The following is a 20,552-nucleotide window of genomic DNA, read 5'->3' on the forward strand; positions in this document are numbered from 1 at the left end:
AGTAATGTGACCGACGGTTCGCGCGCCCAGCGTGACGAGGCGCTGCTGGAAACACTCACCGGCGCACCGCAATTGTGGCTTTCCACCTGCCGTGACGCGGTAGCGGCCGGACCCGACGCTACCCGCGAACTCCTCACCGACCATCGCGCGACACGAGTACTGGCGCGGCTGTCGCGTACCACGTGGAAACGTCCGCCACGTCGTCCCGACGGCGCCGTGGACGTCGACGCGCTACTCGAGGAGGAGGGCGAACAGCCGGACGCACCAAACCGCCCGGCCGGTGCCGACCTGTCCGCGGCATATGCCATGGCCGCGATGGCAGGCGCGCTGAGCGGGGCGATCGACGTCGGCGACGGGTGTGCGACGTTTCTGGCGCACGCCGATCGTGCCGGACTGCATTCGGTCGGCACCCAGTTGCTGCCCGCGGGAACCTCGGTGACCAGCCACAGCGACCCAGGACGCGCCGTCATCCTGCATCTGCTCGGACAGGGATCCCGGCCCCCGCGCGGATACGGCATCCTCCTCGCCCTCGAACTCGCCGACCGCCGCCCGGCACACCTGCGTGCCACCCACATCCCGGTCCTGTTCGCGACCTACGACAGCAACGGCCGCGGCGGCGAGGCCGGCACCCTGCACCTGCAGCAGGTCCGCGGCGGTCCCAGCGGTCTGCATCCCGACCCCGCCCGGATGGGGTTCCTGCAGGCCGACGAGGACTTCATCGAGGGGCTGCGGCAAGCTTGGAGCACCAGCCGCCTCGCCGACTCCGACGCGTGCGTGCTGTGGTCGGTCACCGTCGACCGCGGCGCCCCCGCTAACCAGATCAGCGGCGGCTCGATGGCCGCCGCGGTCGCGGTCGCGCTCGACGACCTGGCGCCGCGCCACCCACGACTGCGTCACCTGCGTCCCCGGCGACTCGACCAGACCTGTGCCGTCACTGCCGGGTTATCGGGCCTGGCTCTCACACCGGTGACCGGATACGCGGACAAAATCACAGCGGCACAACACCACTCACTGCGCGTCATCGTCGCGGCCGACGCCCGTGACGAGGCAGTGAGCCTGGCCCCACCCGGCTACACCGGCCGCATCAGCGCCGCCGCGACGGTGACCGACGCCATCCGCCGCAGCCGCACCCGCACCAACCACAAACTCTGGGCGGCGGCACTCGTCGCCGTCCTCGTCGCGGCCAGCGTGACCGGCACGGCCACCCAATTCGCGCGAATGCGCACCGAACACGCGCGCGCGACCGCCGAGGGACACTCCCAGCTCTACGCCAGCGTGTCGCACTATCTGCGCGACCGCGATCCCGCCATCGCCCAGCAACTCGCACTCGCCGCCTACCGCACCCACGACACCACAGACGCGCGATCGGCCCTCCTCGACACCACCGCAACCAGTACACCGCTCCGCATCACCCCCAGCACCGCGGCGGCGCAGGGCCTCACCTCCTACATCGACCGCTTCACCCAACTGGCGACCGCCCCCGACGGCGACCTGCTGGCAACCGGTGAGAAGAACGCAACGGTGCAGCTGACCCGCCTTACCGACAGCCGCGTGCACTCTTCGCCGCGCTTCCCCACCGGCGGCGGCCCCGTCCTCGGCCTGGCCATCAGCGGCGACCAGCAATGGCTGCTGGTCGCCGGCCAGGACAGCAGCGCGCTGTGGGATATCTCCGACCTCGACTCGCCTCGGCGCGCCGCCGACCTTGCTACCAGAGGACATACTCCCCGGAGCGTCGGATTCAGCCCCGACAGCAGTCAACTCGCCATCGGCACCCAAGACGGTGCAGTCCTCGCCTGGCACCTCGGCACCGACGGTCGCCCAACGGCCCTGCCCCCGATCATGATCGCGGGTTCGGGCGCGATACGTGTTGCGGTCGGCAACCGGATGCTCGCGACCTGCGAGACCCACAACCGGCCAGGGCAACCGCCCGTGACCGCCACCGTCCGGCTCTGGGATACAACGACATTGGCGGTGGACCAGCGACCGGTGTACGACCAGCAAGTGGAACGGGCAGGCGGGGCGGTGTGCGAGGCGATTACCCTCAGCCCGGACGGCGCGACCCTGGCCGCCTCGGTGCAACCACCCGAAATACTCCGATGGCATATCGGCACCGACCTCTCGCATCCCGAGCCGCTCGAATCGGTTCCGGGCCACGGCATCCGGATTCTCGACCTGACGATCAGCGCGGACAATCGGTATCTGGCGTTCATCGACGACGATGAAAAGACCTGGCTCTGGGACCTCGACCGCGGCGAGGAGCTGACCGCGCTGGCGAATCCATACCCATTTCGTGCCCGATTCCTGCGCGGAGGGCGGTCGCTGGCAACGGTCGGCGCCGACCACTCGACCTATATCTTCGATGTGCCCGGCCCTACCGCCAGGACGGCGCAGCAGACGATCTTCCGGTTACCTCCCGACCAGGGCGACATACCCCCCGGCGGTCAGGCCGCCGAACTGCTTCCACGGCTGCGGACACTGAGCCCCGAGACACCGCCGGGCTGGCGTGACGGTGACCGGCGACTGCTCACCAGCATCGCAATCTCGCCCGACCGGACCCGCGCCGCGACCGTCGATCCAGCCGGAGTTCAGGTATGGAACATCGCAAATCCCTCCGCCCCAACGAAACTCGGCCCACCCATCGATGGCTATTTCGGCACCGCCCCGGAGGCCATCGCATTCGCTCCCGACGGGCGTCTGGTGCTCGGCAGCGGTCTCAGACTGGCCGTCGAGTTCTGGGATGTGTCGGGCGACCTACCAGCCCGGACACTCACCGTCCCCCACGCCGAAGGATTCCCTACCTCGATTGCTGTCGGTGGCGGCCTGCTGGCCGTCGGAAGCGTCGATACTCACGCGGTAACCATTCACGACCTCACCGGCCCGAACCCCGGACAGCGCCTCGTAGAACTCGATGACCTCGACAAACGCGGACACATCTTGACGCTGGCGATGAGCCCGCGACGCACCCTGGCCGTGGCCACCCTCAACCAGGTGAGCATCTACGATCTGGCAAACCCCGAGTCCGATCGGCAGCCCGTGGTCCTCACCGCCCCAGGCGCCGCGTCGGCCGCCTTCGATCAGGACGGCACCCGCCTCGCCGTGGCCGCCGACGACGGTGTTCACCTCTGGGACGTCACCGACTCGCACCGCCCCAGCACATACGCCACGCTGACCAGTAACGCGCCACGCGCAACCGTGTTCGCGGTAGCCTTCGAGGAAGGTGGACGGCGACTCATCGAGACATCACTCGATGGGACACTGCGCCGATGGCGCGCCGACGCAGCCGCAGAAGCCGAGCGAATCTGCGTCACCGGCACAACACCGATCACTACCGACGAATGGAACCAGTACCTGCCCGGAACGCAGTACACCGCCCCGTGCACCACGCGAAGATAGCTGATGCCAGGCTGGTAGCTGTCGCACCGAACGTCCTTGGGTGTGTGAGTCAACCCTCGCTGCTGGATGACGTGTCCGAAGAGGGCTTCTTGAACAGCAGAACGCCGAACCCCAGCACGGTGATCCCGAAGAAACACAGCAGCAGGCCGCTGAACTGTGCCTCGGCGTCGGTGTCCGGGCTGCGCCCGGAGCCCGAAGAACCGGCGACGACGTCGGTCGGGTCGACAATCGCCTGGATTCCGCCGGTCAACAAGACGAGCGCAACAAGGATCAAGGCGATGCTGCCGGCGACGCGCCCGGCGGTACGGCGGGGTGGGGCGGCGTCCTGGACATGCATGTCGACCGCAGCCGCGGGCCGCCTCCTGGCGACTGGTTATCGGCCGCGGTTCGGCGCCGCGGCCGACGATCCAGGCTGGGAATTCCTCACTCGCGACAAAGAGTTCAGACCGGATACGGCCAGCAGCACCGTGGTCGTGAGCGCGGCGAGAATACAGACCGCACGAGCTCCCGGGACGAACCGCGGCGTCAAATCCGGCACGAATGGTCCCATCGCCTCCCCGACGAGACGGTCCAGCGCGGGACCGTCCGGTATCGGCTCGGCAAGCACGTGCTCGATGACCGACAGTGCCGTACCGGGCCCTCCCCTCGTGGCCATCAGGCCGACTTCCAGGTCACGATCTCGTCCAGATCCGCCCGGCCGGTGCGGAATCCGTTCGCCGGATGCGTCGTATCGGGGTAGCCGAACGAGATCGCGGCGACCAGCCTGCGGGACTCGGGCAGTGCGAAGTACTCCCGGATGAACGGCGCGTACCCGGCCACCGACGCCTGCGGGATCGAGGCAAGCCCCAGCGTGTGCGCGGCCAGCAGCACGGTGTTGATGTAGAGCCCGGTGTCGATGGCTCCATAGGTGCCGAGTTCGCCGTCGGTCGAGACGATCGCGACGTGCGGTGCGCCGAAGAACTCGAAATTGCGGGCGAGCTGACGCAACGCCGCTTCCGTGTCCCCCTTGCCGATCCCCAGGCTGCCGTACAGCTGCAGGCCCGAATCCTTGCGGCGTTGCCGGTAGGGCCCGGTGAAACCCGCCGGATGGGCGAGATCGGGAGCGACGGGCGCGCCGGAGCGGACGTGCTCGACCAGTGCCGCTCGGAACCGGTCGGTGGCGTCACCCTCGGTGACGATCACCTGCCAGGGCTGGGTGTTCGACCACGACGGAGTGCGCTGCGCCAGCGCCAGCACCCGCTCTATCACCTCGTGGGGCACCTGATCGGGCAGGAACTGACGGCACGCCCACCGCTCGCCCAAGATCGCGCTCAGGGTCTCGTACTGGTCGGTGCGCACATCGGTCGAAGTCATGGAAAGGCCCCTCGCATCAGGTTTATCGCTGACGGCAGTCTCATTTTGTAACTGGACTCTAACACCGGTAGTCACATTTTGGAACCGCAAGAGTGCGGCATCCGTACCATGGATGACGTGCGCTACGAAGACCTCGCCGATTACCCCTGCTCGATCACCCGGCCGCTCGTGGTCCTCGGGGACCGGTGGACCCTCCTGGTGCTCAAGACGGCCTTCACCGGGGTCCGCCGCTTCAACGCGTTCCACGCCGCGATCGGCATCCCGCGGGGCAGGTTGCAGGATCGGCTGGATCGGCTCGTCGAGCACGATCTGCTGACCCGGTGCAAAACCGCGGACGGCCTCTACGACGAGTACCGCATCACCCCGAAGGGCCACGATCTCTACCCGATCCTGATGGCCTTCCGCGACTGGGGTGATCGCTACATGGCGCCCGACGGACCGCCCGTGCACTTCCGGCATCGGGATTGCGGCGGCGAGGCGCACGTGACGCTGGCCTGCGATGTCTGCGGCGAACCGGTCACCGCGCGCGATATCGCGCCGGCGCCCGGCCCGGGCATGACCGCGATACCGACCTTCGCGGGCGGGCGGCGCCAGGACACCGCGCCACCCGCGAGGAGCGCCTGAAATTCACGCTCAGCCCGTGCCGCCGCGGGCGTACTCGCCCGGCTCGAACGTCCGGGTGGCGCGGCCGTAGGACAGGTGCGAGCCGGGCCAGATCGGCGCGGCGCTGCCGTCGCTGGTCGTGTACCAGCCGGGGCAGCTGCCCGAGTACACCGTCTTCGACAACCGCTCCCGCCGCCAGCTGTTGTGCCGCCGCTGCACCTCGGGCAGCACATCCAGCCAGCCGCCCGCGGTCCCGAGGTGCTGCAGCGCCTTGCGGACGTACCGGGCCTGGCGCTCCAGGATGTAGACGAACGAATTCGTCGTCGTACCACCGGTTCCCGGCCCGGAGATCATGAACAGATTCGGGAAGCCGGACACCGCGACACCGAGGTACGCCTGCGGCCCGGATTTCCACTCGGCGTGCAGCTTCCGGCCGTCCCGCCCGGTGATATCGATCGGGGCCAGATACTCCTCGGTGCGGAATCCGGTGCACCAGATGATCACGTCGGCCGGCACCGCGCGCCCGTCGTCGAGTGTCACGCCCTCCGGGGTGACCCGGCCGAGGCCCTGCCGGTACACCGACACGTGCGACCGGTCCAGCGCCGGGTACCACTCGTCGGAGATCAGCAAGCGGTTACAGAAGGCCGGATAGTCCGGAGTCACGGTCTTGCGTAGTTCCGGATCGCGGATCTGGCGCCGGATCTTCAGCTTCACCCAGGCCTGCACCACGGCCCGGACGGGATCCAGGCTGCGGAAGATCAGCGGCGCGCGGTGCTCGTTCCAGAGAAAGGTCAAACGGTGTTGCGCCTGGGGAAATCCCGGCACCCGCGCCAGCGTGCGTCCGATCCACGTGGTCTTCCGATCGTGCCGGTCCACCACCCAGTTCGGCGACCGCTGCACCACCGTGAGTTCGGCGACCCGGTCCACGATCGCGGGCACCAGCTGGATCGCGCTGGCACCGTTGCCGACCACGACCACCTTCTTGCCCGCCAGATCCACCGACTCGTCCCATTGCGCGGAATGCAGTGCTACACCGCGGAATTCGCCGACGCCCTCGACCTCGGGCATTTTCGGCCGGGACAGCACACCGGTCGCGGCGATCACCGCGTCGTGGCGCCGAGTGGTGCCGTCGCCGAACTCGAGCAGCCAGCCGTCGTCGGCGAAGGTGGCCGCGGTGACCTCGGCGCCGAACCGGATCCGGCCGGTGACGCCGAATCGGTCCGCGGTGTGGCGCAGATAGTCGAGGATTTCGGGCTGGCCGGCGAAGCGCCGCGACCAGCTGGTGCCGAGCGCGTAGGAGTAGGCGTAGATGGAGGACGGCAGATCGCACGCCACGCCGGGGTACCGGTTGGCGTGCCAGACACCGCCGAGCGAGTCGGCGCGCTCGTAGACGACGTAGTCGATTCCGTTGCGCTGCAATTCGATCGCGGCGGCCAGGCCGCCGAAGCCGGCGCCGATGACCGCGACGCTCGGTGCCGTCGCGGTACTCACGAGGCCACCCCGACGTTCTGCAGCCGCACCTGGCCGCGGGCGACGAGCCGATGCTGCTCGTCGGTCACCGACACCTGCCAGATCTGCTGACCGCGGCCGCGGTGCACGGGAGTTGCTTCCGCGGACAGCGTGCCCGAGGTGGCGGGGCGGATGAAGTCGGTGCTGTTGTGCACCCCGAGCCCCACGCCGCCCGGTCCGCCGTCGCGGTTGAGCCAGGTCCACGCGGCGGTGCTGGCCAGTGATTCGATGACCGCGCAGTGCACGCCGCCGTGCAGGACTCCGGTGGCCTGGTGCTGGAGCGGCTCCACGGTCCACTCGCCCCGCACACGGTCGGGCGACACCTCGGTCAGCCGGAGCCCGAAGACACCGTCGAACCCCCGGGCGTTGAGTGCGGTCAAATCCTCGGGCGTGGCCCGCACAGCGGACACATCGATCGATCCGGACATGTCAGTATCCCATCCACTTGGTCACGATGTCGGCCAGAATCTCGTCGGTGCCGCCCGCGATCGAGAACACCCGGGCATCGCGGAAATGCCTGTTCACCTCGGTATCTCGCATATATCCGCCGCCACCGTGCAGTTGCAGCGCCGCGTCGGCGACGAACCGTGCCGCGTCGCTGGCCTGTTTCTTGGCCATGCACACCTGCGGCACCAGCGCCTCCCCGGCATCGGCCCGGATCATCACGCCGTGCGCGAACTCCCGGCTGACCTCGACGGCCCGGGCCATGTCGGCGAGCGTGTGCCGCACCAGCTGGCGCGTGATCAGCGGCCGGCCGAAGGTGGACCGCTCGCGGGTCCACGCCACGGCCAGCTCGAGACTGCGTTGCGCGGTGGTGTACGCCATGACCGTCTGCGCGAGCCGTTCGCTCTCGAACAGCGCCATGATCGCGCGGAAACCCTCGTTCTCCGTCCCGACCAGGTTCTCGACGGGCACCCGGACATCGTCGAACGACAGTTCCGCGGTGTCCGAGCAATCCCAGCCCAGTTTGTCCAGGTGCCGGGTGACCTCGAAACCCGGTGCGCCCTTCTCGATGATCAGTAGCGAGATTCCCTTGTGGCCGGGCTCGCCGGTGCGCACCGCGGCGACGACGAAATCGGCGCGCACGCCCGAGGTGATGAAGGTCTTGGCGCCGTTGACCACGTAGGTGTCGCCGTCGCGGCGGGCGGTGGTGCGCAGGTTCGCGACGTCCGAGCCGCCGTCCGGCTCGGTCACGCCGAGGGACGCGACCTTCTCGCCGGTCAGCGTCGGCCGCACGAATTTCGCGATCTGGTCCGGCGTTCCGTGGGCGGCCACCGGGTGCAGGGCGACGTGATGGGTGAACAGGCCCATCAGCAGGCCGCTGGAACGGCCGTGCAGCACGAGTTGCTCCGCCATCACGAACCAGTCGAGCGAGCTTCCGCCGCTGCCTCCGACCGATTCGTCGAAGCCGAGCCCGAGCAGCCCGAGCTCGGCGGCCTTCTGGTGCAGTTCGAGCGGGATCGAGCCGGCCCGCTCCCAGTCATCGATATGGGGTGCGATCTCTTTTTCGGCGAAGCCGCGGACCATGTCGCGGAGAGCTTTTCTCTCCTCGGTGACGAAAGGATCTGATGCCATCTGCTCCCCAGCTCCCGGTGAATTTCGAGCGTTTCATCGAACTCTAGAATTACTTTACGAACCGGGGAACCGGACGCATACCCCCTGATCGGGGGGCTAATTCATTCCGAAAGCAGACCCAATTGCTGTTGCCTGGCACGTTCCTCGGGAGACAGCGTCTGCACGGTACTTATTCTGCGCGCGATTTCGGGGTGCCGGCGGCGCAGATAGAGATATCGGACCGCACCCACCGCCAATAGCCCGAGGAATATGTACGGCAGAATGTTGTACGGAAACTCCGGAACTGGAATCAGGTTGTGATAGATGACGTATCCCACCGCGGCGACCGATACCACGGCGGTCACGAGTATCGGCGCACCGAGCGCGCGGATCCGATACAGCCACACCGGAGTGCCGACGGCCACCAGCAGATACGCGACGATGAAACCCCAATTCGACAGGGTCGCCACATAGGTTTCGAACTGCACCCGTCCTACCGAGGCGACGGTGGCCGCCACGCCGGTCACCAGCCCGATCGCACCGATCACCAGGATCGCGGCGCTCGGGGTGCGCCGGGTCGGATGCACCCGGCCCAGCACGGCGGGCAGGGCCCCTTCCCGGGCCAGGGTGTAGAGCCCGCGCGCACCGGCGTTGATCACCGCCGAACTCCATACCAGCGCGGCGAGGCCGACCGAGAGACCGATCACCCACTCCGTCCAGGCGACCCCGGAGTGCGCTGCCACCTGCGCCAGGGGCGCGCGGTCGGGGTCCAGCCCGCCGAACGCGGTGACCTGCGGATAGATCGACACCAGATACAGCACCGCGAGCATCAGCACCAGGCGCAGCACGCCCCGGGCGACGCTGCGGTGGGCGTCGCGGGCCTCCTGGCCGAGCGCCGCGGAACTTTCGAATCCGGCGTAGGAGCCCACCGCGGTGACCGCCGCGATGTAGGTACTGCTGTGGGTCAGGTGCACCGGACTCAGCTGGTCGGTGTCGAGGTGGGCGCCCTGGGTGACGTACGCGGCGACGATGATGATCCCGATCCCGGCCAGCGACAGCACCTCGAAGGTGAGCCCGACCCGCGCCGAGACCGATACGCCGCGCAGCGGCACGAGCGTAGCGATCGCGACGACGAGCACCAGAATCAGCAGCTTCCACCCCGTGTGCTGCACGTCGAGGCCGAGCTTGCCGAGGAACAGGCTGAAATACAGCACCGCGCCGACCACGCCCGCGCAGAAGAAGCCGACATAGCCGATGATCAGCCCCCATCCCGCGGTGAACCCGACGCCGGGGCCCAGGCCGTTGCCCGCGTACGTGCCGAGCGATCCCGACGACACGGTGCGCCGCGCCTGCGCGCTGATCAGAACGGCGATCAGCAGCGCGACCACCGCACCGATCACCGCGGCCCAGACCGCCCCCTTCCCGGTGACCAGGAACAGGGACGCGGGCACACCGGCCAGCGCGATGCTGGGCGCCGCGGCGGCCAGTCCCTGCGCGAAGACGTCCAGTGGACCCGCCGTGCCCGCCGCCAGTTCCTGACCCTCGCCGATCGCCTCGTCAGCCGTGGTCGCCATCGCGATCACCTTTCTTTCCCGCACCGGAACCCGATTCGGCGTCATCGCCGGGGCCGCGATTCCTATTCAAGGGAAAAGTGCTGTGCCGGCATATCTTTGGGATCACCGGTAACAGAACCCGCGCGGACCGGCCGGTGGGGCCGCTACGCACGGTCCGGCACCGCACCGAGTTCCTGCAACGCACGCCGCACCACCTTCCCCGTCGCATTGCGCGGCAGCACGTCGACGAACAGCACGTCGCGCGGCACCTTGTGGCGGGCGAGGCGGGCTTTCACATACTCCCGCACCGCATCCGGGTTCAGTCCGGCGCCCGGGGCCACGACCAGGACCGCGCGCAACCGCTTTCCGAATTCCGGGTCGTCCACACCGACCACCGCGACATCGGCGACCCCGGGATGTCCCGCGAGCAGGTGCTCGACCTCGAGCGGATAGACGTTCTCGCCGCCGGACACGATCATGTCGTCCTCGCGGCCGTCGACGAACAGCAGGCCCTCCTCGTCGAAGTGACCGACGTCGCCGGTGCTGATGTGGCCGTTGATGATCTGTTTGTGCCCGCCGTCGGTGTATCCCTCGAAGGGTGATCCGGTGCGGACGAAGATGCGCCCCTTGCTGTTCGGCGTGCGGATGCGGGCGCCGTCGTCGTCACGCAGTTCGACGTGCACGGTCACGGGGGCGCGGCCCGCGGTACCCGGGGCACGGCGCAGCTCCGCCGGCTGCGCGACGGTGGCGACGGCGACCTCGGTCGACCCGTACAGGTTGTAGAGGATGTCGCCGAAGGTGTCCTGTGCCCGTGCGGCCAGTTGCGGGCCGAGCGCCGAACCGGCCACCACGATCGCGCGCAGGGCCGAGAGGTCGTGGCGCCGAAGGAATTCCGGGCCGAGGGCGAGGATCCGCTCGAGCATCGTCGGCACCGCCACCAGCAGTTCGGCCCGGTGCTCGGCCAGCGCGCGCACCGTCGCCTCGGCGTCGAACCGCCGGGCCAGCACCACCCGGTTGCCCAGCGCGATCCCCACCGTCCACATGCCGAACGGGTAGGCGTGGAACAGCGGCGCCGCGATGTGGATGGTTCCATTGCGCGGGAACGGAATCCGGTCCACCAGCATCGCGCTCAGCAGCGGCGTCACCGTGGCCCGCGGCGCGCCCTTGGGGGTGCCGGTGGTGCCGCTGGTCAGGATGACGAATCCACCGGGCCGGCGCGGTGCGGGCAGTGGCGCCGCATCCGCACCGGCGATGAGATCGTCGATGGTCGGTGCAGCGGACTCCCGGTCCGGGTCGGTCCAGGTGAGAACGCGGGGCAGATCCGGCGCGAGGGCGGTCAGGGCGCCGGTGAACTCGCTGTCGTGCAGCACCGCCCGCGCTCCCTCCCGCTCGATCACCTGTACCAGCTGGTGCGCGCCGAATCCGGTGTTCAGCATGGTCAGCCGCAGGCCCGCGCGACCGGCCGCGCTGATGGTCAGCAGCAACCCGCGGTGATCGCGGGCCAGCACCGCGATCACCGCGCCGGCCCGGAACCCGCGAGCCAGCAATGCCTGGGCCAGCGCGTCGGACTGCTCGTCGAGCGCGCGGTAGGTGAGCGCTCCCCGTTCGTCGACGACGGCGGTCGCCTCGGGCAGCTCCCGCGCGATCTTCCTGATCAGCGCCGCCTGCGCGCCGTAACGCTTGGTCTCGCCGGCCAGTCGCAGCACGGCGCCGGGCCGGGCCGGGTCGAGGACGCCGCTGCGGCCCAGCCGCACATAGGCTTTCAGCTCGCCGGCAAGGATTCCCGCCCGGTCACGGAGGCTGTCGATCGTCATATCGTGTTCCTGTCGCTCACTGCCACAGCTCCGCCCGCACCGCGGCGACGGCCGCTTCGATGCGGCTCGCCACCTCGAGTTTGGCCAGAATGCGGCTGACATGTTCCTTCACGGTGTCCGGGCTGATGTACAGCCGGGACCCCACCTCACGGTTGGACAGACCATCGACGATGAGCACCAGAATCTCGCGCTCTCGCTCGGTCAGGGTCGAAAGCCGCTGTCGCACTTCGGGATGACCGCCGGATCCGGGGTGACGCCCGGGCGCCCTCGTCGTGACGACGACCCCGGAGGCGAGCACCGCGAGCGCCCGGACGACCGCGTCGGCCCCGGAGTCCGCCGCCAGTACCGCGTCGACGTACGCGGCATCCACCGGAACCGTGCCCTGCTGCACCAGCAGGACGACCAACGGCGGCCGGTCGCGAGACCGTAACCGCTCCACCGTCTCCGGCAGTCCGGGCAACGGCGCCACCGACGCATCCAGCAGGATCACGTCGGGGCGCCACCGCACCGACCGGTCGACCACCTCCCGCCAGCGGCAGCTCCCCGCGAGTACGACGTCCGCCGCGGCGGTCACGAGATGTTCGAAATCTCGCCGGAGGAAGGGCGAATCGGAGGCGATGACCACCGTGCACGGCTGCGACAGCTCGGAGAGCACCGCCTCCGCGCCGGACTCCGGCCGCCCGTTCGCTGTCGACTTCACGATCCGCACCCATCACCCTCGTTCTCCAAGCTTGGTGCGCAGAAACCGCGCCAGGTCGCCGGGTGTGGGGTGTTCGAGGGTCACCGTGATCGGCAGTTTCAGGCCGGTCGCGACCTGCAGCCGGTTGCGGAACTCCACCGAGCCCAGCGAGTCCACTCCGATTTCGGTGAACGTCCGCCCGTCCCGGTTCGCCCGCGGATCCGTGTGGTCGACGATCTCCGCGAGATGCTGCCTGATCACCGTGAGGATGATCTGTTCCTGCTCCTCCGGCGCGGCCCCCGACAGCTCGGCGCCGAGTCCGGAACCCGCGGTCGAGGCCGGGGGCCGGGCAGGCGCCGGGCCCGGCCCGGCGGCGCCGAGACGTGCCGGCACGAGCAGGGACCGGCCGGTGCGCAGGGCCGCATCGAACAGGGCGAGGCCCTCGGCCGGGGTCAGGGCCGTGCCGGCCAGCCTGGCGAGCCGGGCACGGTCGGTCGTGGTCAGGCCGGAGGTCAGCCCGCCCGGCTCCTGCCACAGGGACCAGGCCAGTGCGGTGGCGGGCAGGCCCCGGTGCCGCCGGTACCGGGCCAGCGCGTCCAAGAACGTGTTGGCCGCGGCGTAGGCGGCCTGCCCGGGGGAGCCGAGAACTCCTGCCACCGAGGAGAACAGGACGAACGCGGCCAAGTCACGGTCGGCGGTGAGTTCGTGCAGCAGCCACGCCGGGTCGACCTTCGCATCGAACGTCTCCGCCACGTGACGCGGGGCCACGGCGGTGAACAGCGCATCGGTCCGGGCTCCGGCCGCGTGCACGATCGCGGTCAGCGGATTGGCCGCCGGGATCTCCGCCAGCAGGCCGGTGACCGCGGCGCGGTCGGAGAGGTCGGCGGCCACGACCCGCACCCGCGCACCCGCCCCGGCCAGCTCCGTGACCAGCTCGGACACTCCGGGCGCGGCACCACCGGAGCGGCCGGCCAGCACGAGATGCCGCACGCCGTACTCGGTCACCAGGTGGCGGGCGAGGAGTTTGCCGAGAGCACCGGTGCCGCCGGTGATCAGCACCGTGCCCTCCGGGTCCGCCGTGGCGGGCCACCACGAGCCGATCGGCTCGCCGGATCGCAGGCGCACGAGCCGCGGCACCAGCCACGTACCAGAGCGCAGGGCGAGCTGGGGCTCTCCGGCCGTGAGGGCGGCCGCGACCGCTGCCGGCGTCGCGTCCCAGTCGTCCAGATCCACCAGGACCAGGCGCTCGGGGTGCTCGGCCTGCGCCGCCCGCAACAGCCCCCACACCGGTGCGTGGGCCGGATCGAGCACATCCTCGTCCTCGCCGGTGCTGACGGCCCGGCGGGTGAGTACCACCAGGATGTCGTCCGGGTCCGCGCGTCGCAGCCACTTCTGGACCGAGGCCAGCGCCTCGGCGGTGGCCGAGCGCGCACCGCCGGGCAGCGGGCGATCGGTGCCGCGCAGGGTCAGCACCGGCTGCCCGGCACCGTCGCGCTCGACCCCGATATCGGTCCACGCGAACGGATCCGGGGTGGCGGGCTGTGCTATCGGTACCCAATCCTGGGCGTGCAACGCGTCCGGCGCGGGTTGGGCGGCCGCGCTGAGCTGATCGGCGCGCACCGCCGCGAGCGTCAGCTCCTCGATCTCGGCGACCGGGGCGCCGGTGCCGTCGGCCAGATCGACACGCACGCGGCCGCCCTTACCGTGGCGCACGCGCACCCGCAGTGCCCGGCCCGCGATCGAATACAGCGTGACCCCCGACCAGGTGAACGGCAGCCGCACGGTCCCCGGCTCGGCTGCAGTATCCGGCTCGGCCTCGGTATCCGGCTCCGCCGCGGTATGCGTCAGGGCGAGCACGTGCAGCGCGGTGTCCAGCAGCGCCGGGTCGATGACGGAGCCCCGGTCCGGCGGCGCGGCTCCGGACAGCGCGACCTCCGCGAACAGGTCGTCGCCGCTCCGCCAGGCCGCACGCAGGCCCCGGAACGAGGCCCCGTAGTCGTACCCGAGTCCCTCGAGGCGCTCGTAGAACCCCTCGACAGGGACCGGGAGCGCACCGTCGGGTGGCCAGTCGGCGAGTTCGACAGGCCCCGCCCCGGCCGTGCCACCCGACGGCGACAGAACGCCCTCGCCGTGCAGCGTCCAGGAACGCTCGGTGCCGTCGTCGACGCGCGAGTGGACGGCGACCGCACGCTCACCGTCCTCCCCCGGGCCCTCGACGATCACCTGCACGGCCACGGGGGCGTCGGCGGGCACCACCAGCGGCTCCCGCAGCACGAGATCCCGCACCACCGGGCTGCCCACCTCGTCACCGGCCCGGACGGCCCACTCCACCAGGGCCGCGCCGGGCACGATCGCCCGGCCCAGCACGACATGGTCGGCCAGCCACGGATGTTCATGGCGAGACAACCTGCCCGCGAGCGCGACCGCGCCGGACTCCGGACGCGGCACCACCACGCCGAGGATCGGATGGCCCGTCGCCGCCAGGCCGAAATCCACGGCCGACGCCCGGCGCGGCTCGATCCAGTACCGCGCGGTGTCCCAGGCATAGGTCGGCAGCTCGACCGGGGCGGCGGGCACCAATACCCGATTCCAGTCCAATTCCATTCCGCCCGTGTGTAATTCGGCCGCCGCCAGATCGAGCGATGTGGCTCCGGGCCGGTCCCGCCGCAGGGATCCGACCGCGACCACCTCCTGCCGCGCGTCCTCGGCCACCGCCCGCACCGCGGTCGTCAGCGAAGGATGCGGGCTCGGCTCGACGAAGTACCGGTACCCGTCCTCGAGCATCCGGTGCACGGTCGCGGCGAAGCGCACCGGTTCGCGCAGATTGCGATACCAGTACCCGGATTCCACCGGATCGGCGCCGAACCGTTCCCCGGTGACCGTGGAGTACCAGTCGATATCCCCGGGGCGCGCGATGATTCCCTCGAGGTCGGCCGCCAGCGCCGCACGCAGCGGCTCGACGTGCGCGGTGTGCGAGGCGTAGTCCACGGCGAGCAGCCGGGTGAACACGTCCGCGCGTGCCAGGTCGTCGAGCAGCGCGGTGACGGCGGAGCGGTCACCGGCCACCACGGTGGCCAGTCTGCTGTTGACCGCGGCCACCGCCACACCTGGCCGGGACCGGGCCAGCACCTCGTGCTCCGGCAACCCGACCACGGCCATCGCCCCGGTCCCCGCGATCTTGGGCAGCGCCCGGCTGCGCAGTACCACGATCGCCGCCGCGTCGGCCAGGCTCAACGCGCCCGCAACGTAGGCGGCGGCCACCTCCCCCTGGCTGTGCCCGATCACGGCGTCGGGTTCGACACCGCGCGACCGCCACTGCGCCGCGAGCGCGGCCATCACCGCGAACAGCACGGGCTGCACGACGTCGTCGCCGCGCAGCGCGGGGGCATCCTCGCTACGGCGGAGCACGGCGGTCACCGACCATCCGGTGTACCGGCGGATCGCGGCATCGGCGCGGGCGAGTTCGGCGGCGAAGGCCGGAGAGTCGTCGAGCAGGTCGACGGCCATGCCCGCCCACTGCGCACCCTGGCCCGGGAATACGAAGGCGACCTTGCCGGATCGGATCGGGGCACCGTCACCCACCACGACCTGCGGTGCCGGTGTGCCGTCCGCGATAGCCTCCAGTCCCTCTGCCAGCTCGTCCCGGTCCCCCACGACCACCGCGCGGTGCGGGAGGCGGGCCCGATCCCGGACCAGCGAACGGGCCACTCCGGCAAGCGGCAGCGCCGGATCTCCGGACAGCCGGTCGAGAAGCCGGCGGGCCTGCCCCCGCAGGGCTCGTTCGCTCCGTGCGGACAGCACGAACAAACCGGCGGAGCGTGTCGCGCCGGTGACCGCGACATCCGGTCCCGGGTTCGCGGGCCGCGGCGGCTCCTCCAGGATCACGTGGGCGTTGGTGCCGCTGATCCCGAACGCGCTGACGCCCGCGCGCCGCGGACGGTCACCGGCGGGCCAGTCGGCGGCCTCGGTCCGGATCGCCAATCCGCTTGCGTTCCAGTCGATCCGGGGCGTCGGGTGTCCGGCATGCAGCGACGCGGGCAGCCGGCCGTGCCGCAACGCCAGCACGACCTTGATCACCCCGCCGATACCGGCCGCGGCGCCGGTGTGGCCGATGTTCGACTTCAGCGAGCCGACGCCGAGCGGACGGTCGGCGGGCCTGCCGGGGCCGAACACCCGGGCCAGGGCCCGCGCCTCGACCGGATCGCCGAGCGGGGTGCCGGTTCCGTGCGCCTCCACGTAGTCGATATCGCCGGGGCGCAGCCGAGCCGCGGACAACGCCGCGCGCAGCACCTTCTCCTGCGCGACTCCGTTGGGGGCGCTCAATCCCTGACTGCGGCCGTCCTGGTTGATCGCCGAGCCGCGCAGGACGGCGAGGATCGGATCCCCGTCGCGCAGTGCGGCATCCAGCCGCTTGACCACCACGAGCCCGCAGCCCTCCGACCAGACGATGCCGTCCGCATCGGCGCCGAACGGCCGGCACCGGCCGGAGGGCGACAGCCCGCGCAATCTGCTGAACTCGATGTGCGATCGCGGCGTCACCAGCAGGCTCACACCACCCGCCAGCGCGAGATCGCACTCGCCGGCACGCAGCGCCTGGGCGGCCTGATGCAGCGCCACCAGGGACGACGAGCAGGCGGTGTCGACGGTCACCGCCGGGCCCTGCAGCCCGAGGGCGTAGGCGATCCGGCCCGACGCGACGCTGCCCGCGTTACCGGTGGCGACGTATCCGTCGAGTTGATCGGGCCGCGCACCGTCCAGGTATCCGCTGTCGTACAGGCCGACATAGACGCCGGTCGCCGTGCCCGACAGCTGCTCGGGATCGATCCGGGCGCGTTCGAACGCCTCCCACGCGGTCTGCAGCAGCAGGCGCTGCTGCGGATCCATCGCCGCCGCCTCGCGCCCGGTGATACCGAAGAACGCGGCGTCGAATTCGTCGATCCGATCGAGATAGCCGCCCTCGGTGGTGTAGGCGGTGCCGACGGCGTCCGGATCCGTATCGACCAGCCCCGCCGTGCTCCAGCGTCCGGCCGGGACCGGCCCCACCGCGTCCACGGCGTCGGCCAGCAGCCGCCAGAGTGCGTCGGGGTCGTCCGCTCCGCCGGGAAACCGGCACGCCAGCGAGACGATCGCGATCGCGTCGGAGTCCGGAACACCCGTATCGGCCTCGACACCCACCGGGGGTGCCGCGCGTTCGGGAGGCTGTGCCGCCGCCGGCACTTCCGATACCGTCGTCGCGATCGCGGCGACGGTGGGGTGCTCGAATACCAGCGCGGGATCGATGTCGGTGCCCAGGTGGTCGGACAGTTCCGCGATCAGTTCCACCAGGGCCCGCGATCCCAGGCCGAACTCTGCCAGCGACCGGTCCCGGTCGATCGTGGTGGTCTCCAGGCCCGTCACCCGGGCGACCGCGCGCGCCAGCCAGTCCGCGATGTCCTCCGCATGCGTCGGCTCCGCGGGTTCCGATATGTCCGTGGCCGGTATCGCCGTGGTCCCGGCGACCAGTGCCAGTTCACCGGCCAGATACGCGGATTTGGTCGCCCTGCGTTCGATCTTGCCGCTGCTCGTCTTGAAGATGGTGCGCGGCCGGACCAGGGCGACCCCGTCGAGGGTCAGCCCGTGCTCCACCGCCACCGCGGCGCGCACCGCGGTGGTGATCTCGGCCAATTCCGCGCGCTCGGTAGCCTTCACCTCGGCGACGACCACCGGCAGCTCGCCGCGCTCGGGGTCGTCGACGGTGAATGCCGCGATACATCCCGCCCGCACGCTCGGGTGCGCGTTCTCGGCGGTCAGCTCCAGATCCTGCGGGTAATGATTGCGGCCGTCGACGATGAGCAGGTCCTTGATCCGGCCGGTGACGAAAAGGTGTCCGTCCGAACGGAATCCGAGGTCCCCGGTGCGCAGGAAACCACTGCGCCCGTCGGTCAGTGCGGCACCGAATACCGCCCTGGTCTTGGCCTCGTTCCCCAGGTAGCCTTGCGCGACGCTGTCGCCGCCGACCCAGATCTCGCCGACCGTGCCGTCCGGTAGCTCGGCCCCCCGTTCGGGATCGGCGATCGCCAGCGCGATGCCCTCGGGTGGCCGTCCGGACGACACCCACTCCGATTCGCCCTGCGCGCGGCGGTCCTGGATCACCGGCTCGCTCTCGACACCGCCGTCCACGCCGCCGGTCACCAGCAGCGTCGCCTCGGCCAGCCCGTAGACCGGCAACAAGGCTTCCCGCCGGAAACCGGCAGGCGCCGCGGCCTGCGCGAAGCGGCGTAATGTGCTGGGGCGCACCGGTTCCGCTCCGTTGAACGCAACCCGCCACGAGCTCAGATCCAGCTGCCGCAGCACCTCCGGCGCGACCCTGCGGACGCAGAGTTCGTAGCCGAAGTTGGGGCAGCCGGCGGTGTGGATCCGGTAGTGCGAGATCGCCTCCAGCCACCGCTGCGGCTTCTGCACGAAATGGTCCGGGGACATCAGCACGGTGCTGGAGCCCAGGTAGACCGCGTGCAGTACGGGCAGGATCAGTCCCATGTCGTGATAGACCGGCAGCCAGCTGACGAACCAGTCACGGTCGGCCCGTTCGGCGAGCTGATCCGGCGTGTGTCCCATCGCCGCGGCCAGCGCCTCCTGGTTGTGCAGCAGATTGCCGTGGCTGATGACCACGCCGCTCGGCGCCGAGGTCGAGCCCGAGGTGTACTGCAGGAACGCCGTCCGTTCCGGCCCGACGTCCGGGTCCTGCCAGGCAGAGGCCAGATCGTCGGGGATCTCCTCGGTGGCGATCCAGGTCAGGCTCGCCAGCTGCGGGAGCCGGTCGGCGACCGCGGCCAGCCCGTCGATGGTCTGCCGAGTGCTGAGCACCAGGTCGATCTCGGCATCGGCGATCACTTGGTGCAGGCGGCGCAATGACCGGTCGGACTCGTGGAACTGCGGCAGTGGCACCGGAACCGCCACCACGTCCCCGAACAGGCTCCCGTAGAAGCCCGCCAGAAACCCCAGGCCGGGCGGGTACAGCAGCAGAGCGCGCCGGCCGGACCATCCCTCGGCCTGCAGGTACGCGGCCACCGCCCGGGCGCGCCGGCCCAGTTCGGCGTAGGTCAATTCCGAGATCGGACCGTCCGTATCACCGGATTCCAGAAATCGGTAGGCACGCCGGTCCGGTTGCTCGGAATATCGTGCGGTCAATAGCTCGACATATGATCGGTACATTGGCTGAATCCTCCGCTGCGCTGAATAATGGGCAACTCGCGAAATATCGACGATGCGGCCGGGGCCGTCATCGGAACATCGCGGTCACGGGGGAACAATGGGGCGACGACATGCGGGGATCAATTCCAGTTCACCATGATCTTGTGTAGTAGATCCGCGATCAGTTCCGGGTTGCTGCGCATTATCTCGTGGTCCTCGAGAACGCTGTAGGTCTCCCAATCCGGGTCGCGGGACAACCGCTCGTAGGTCGCCGCGAACGGAGTGGCGCGCCAGCCGGCGGCATAGATGTACGCATGACGGATCCACGGGGCGGGTGCTTCCGCCCGGCTCGCCTGCAACAGCGACGGCACCGGGTGCGGAGCCGAGCGCGGATCCGCACCGGGCGGCGGCAGCAGGGCACGCCCGTCGGCGGCGGACAGTTGCCCGAAACCCGCACGGAGGGAATCGTTGAGCAACATCCAGCAGGATTCGCCCGGTTCCGGCAGGAAGGCATCGATGTACACCGCGCCGCGGCACCGCTCCGGCAGTGCCGCGCAGACACCGCGAAGCACCATCCCGCCGTAGCTGTGCGCGCAGAGCACCAGGTCGTCCAGGTCACGTTCGGTGACGAAGGAGACGACATCGGCGATGTGGTCGTCCAGATTCGCCGAGCCCGCCGGGCGGCGCGCCGGGTCCGGCTCGAGCCCGCTCAGCGTCAGCGGAAACACCTGATGCCCGTCCCTGGTCAGGCGTTCGGCTACTTCTTCGTACACCCATTCGCCTTCGAAGCTGCCCGGAATGAGTAGCGCTGTGCTCATCGGTCGTCAACCCCCGAGAGTTGTGGTCGTGCAACGACTGCGATCAACCGGCGGCACCCGGCTCCACATCGTCGGGAAATATCGGGGAGACATCGCACTTTCGATC

12 protein-coding genes are annotated in these 20,552 nt (G+C 70.1%); 2 read left to right on the forward strand and 10 right to left on the reverse strand.

The window, feature by feature from the left end; all coding sequences use genetic code 11:
- Positions 1–6 precede the first annotated feature (6 nt).
- Positions 7–3,393, forward strand: coding sequence for a WD40 repeat domain-containing protein (locus D892_RS0132810; protein WP_156959785.1), 3,387 nt, complete (start codon positions 7–9; stop codon positions 3,391–3,393).
- 49 nt (positions 3,394–3,442) lie between these two features.
- On the opposite strand, the gene D892_RS0132815 is transcribed toward D892_RS0132810, so the two are convergent.
- Both D892_RS0132815 and D892_RS0132820 read right to left on the reverse strand, forming a co-directional pair.
- Positions 3,443–3,730, reverse strand: a complete 288-nt coding sequence (locus D892_RS0132815) for a hypothetical protein (RefSeq protein ID WP_024805309.1) — start codon at positions 3,728–3,730, stop codon at positions 3,443–3,445.
- 317 nt (positions 3,731–4,047) lie between these two features.
- Entirely contained in the window at positions 4,048–4,746 is a 699-nt protein-coding gene (locus tag D892_RS0132820) for a nitroreductase (RefSeq protein ID WP_024805310.1), read from the reverse strand.
- Between the two features lie 117 nt (positions 4,747–4,863).
- Between D892_RS0132820 and D892_RS0132825 the strand changes: the two genes are divergently transcribed.
- Positions 4,864–5,370: a helix-turn-helix domain-containing protein gene (locus D892_RS0132825; RefSeq protein WP_024805311.1), complete on the forward strand. Its 507-nt coding sequence runs from the start codon at positions 4,864–4,866 to the stop codon at positions 5,368–5,370.
- A gap of 9 nt (positions 5,371–5,379) precedes the next feature.
- Here the strand turns inward: D892_RS0132825 and D892_RS0132830 are convergent, their stop codons facing one another.
- The 8 genes from D892_RS0132830 to D892_RS0132865 all read right to left on the reverse strand — a co-directional run bounded on the left by D892_RS0132830 (position 5,380) and on the right by D892_RS0132865 (position 20,446).
- Positions 5,380–6,840: an NAD(P)/FAD-dependent oxidoreductase gene (locus tag D892_RS0132830; protein ID WP_024805312.1), complete on the reverse strand. Its 1,461-nt coding sequence runs from the start codon at positions 6,838–6,840 to the stop codon at positions 5,380–5,382.
- Positions 6,837–7,286: a PaaI family thioesterase gene (locus D892_RS0132835; protein ID WP_024805313.1), complete on the reverse strand. Its 450-nt coding sequence runs from the start codon at positions 7,284–7,286 to the stop codon at positions 6,837–6,839. Before D892_RS0132835 ends, D892_RS0132830 begins: the two co-directional genes overlap by 4 nt.
- A gap of 1 nt (position 7,287) precedes the next feature.
- Entirely contained in the window at positions 7,288–8,433 is a 1,146-nt protein-coding gene (locus D892_RS0132840; RefSeq protein ID WP_036567630.1) for an acyl-CoA dehydrogenase family protein, read from the reverse strand.
- Between the two features lie 101 nt (positions 8,434–8,534).
- Positions 8,535–9,986 (reverse strand): APC family permease, encoded by a 1,452-nt coding sequence (locus D892_RS0132845; RefSeq protein ID WP_084161853.1) that lies wholly within the window; start codon positions 9,984–9,986, stop codon positions 8,535–8,537.
- A gap of 143 nt (positions 9,987–10,129) precedes the next feature.
- The gene (locus tag D892_RS0132850) at positions 10,130–11,779 is read right to left on the reverse strand and encodes an AMP-binding protein (protein ID WP_051499242.1); all 1,650 of its coding nucleotides are present in this window, start codon (positions 11,777–11,779) and stop codon (positions 10,130–10,132) included.
- 16 nt (positions 11,780–11,795) lie between these two features.
- The gene (locus D892_RS44135) at positions 11,796–12,479 is read right to left on the reverse strand and encodes a response regulator transcription factor (protein ID WP_198037044.1); all 684 of its coding nucleotides are present in this window, start codon (positions 12,477–12,479) and stop codon (positions 11,796–11,798) included.
- A 12-nt stretch (positions 12,480–12,491) separates the two neighbouring features.
- Positions 12,492–19,649: a type I polyketide synthase gene (locus tag D892_RS42685; RefSeq protein ID WP_084161320.1), complete on the reverse strand. Its 7,158-nt coding sequence runs from the start codon at positions 19,647–19,649 to the stop codon at positions 12,492–12,494.
- 119 nt (positions 19,650–19,768) lie between these two features.
- Positions 19,769–20,446, reverse strand: a complete 678-nt coding sequence (locus D892_RS0132865; protein WP_024805319.1) for an alpha/beta fold hydrolase — start codon at positions 20,444–20,446, stop codon at positions 19,769–19,771.
- Positions 20,447–20,552: the final 106 nt, after the last annotated feature.

The organism is Nocardia sp. BMG51109 (assembly GCF_000526215.1).
Taxonomy (GTDB): domain Bacteria; phylum Actinomycetota; class Actinomycetes; order Mycobacteriales; family Mycobacteriaceae; genus Nocardia.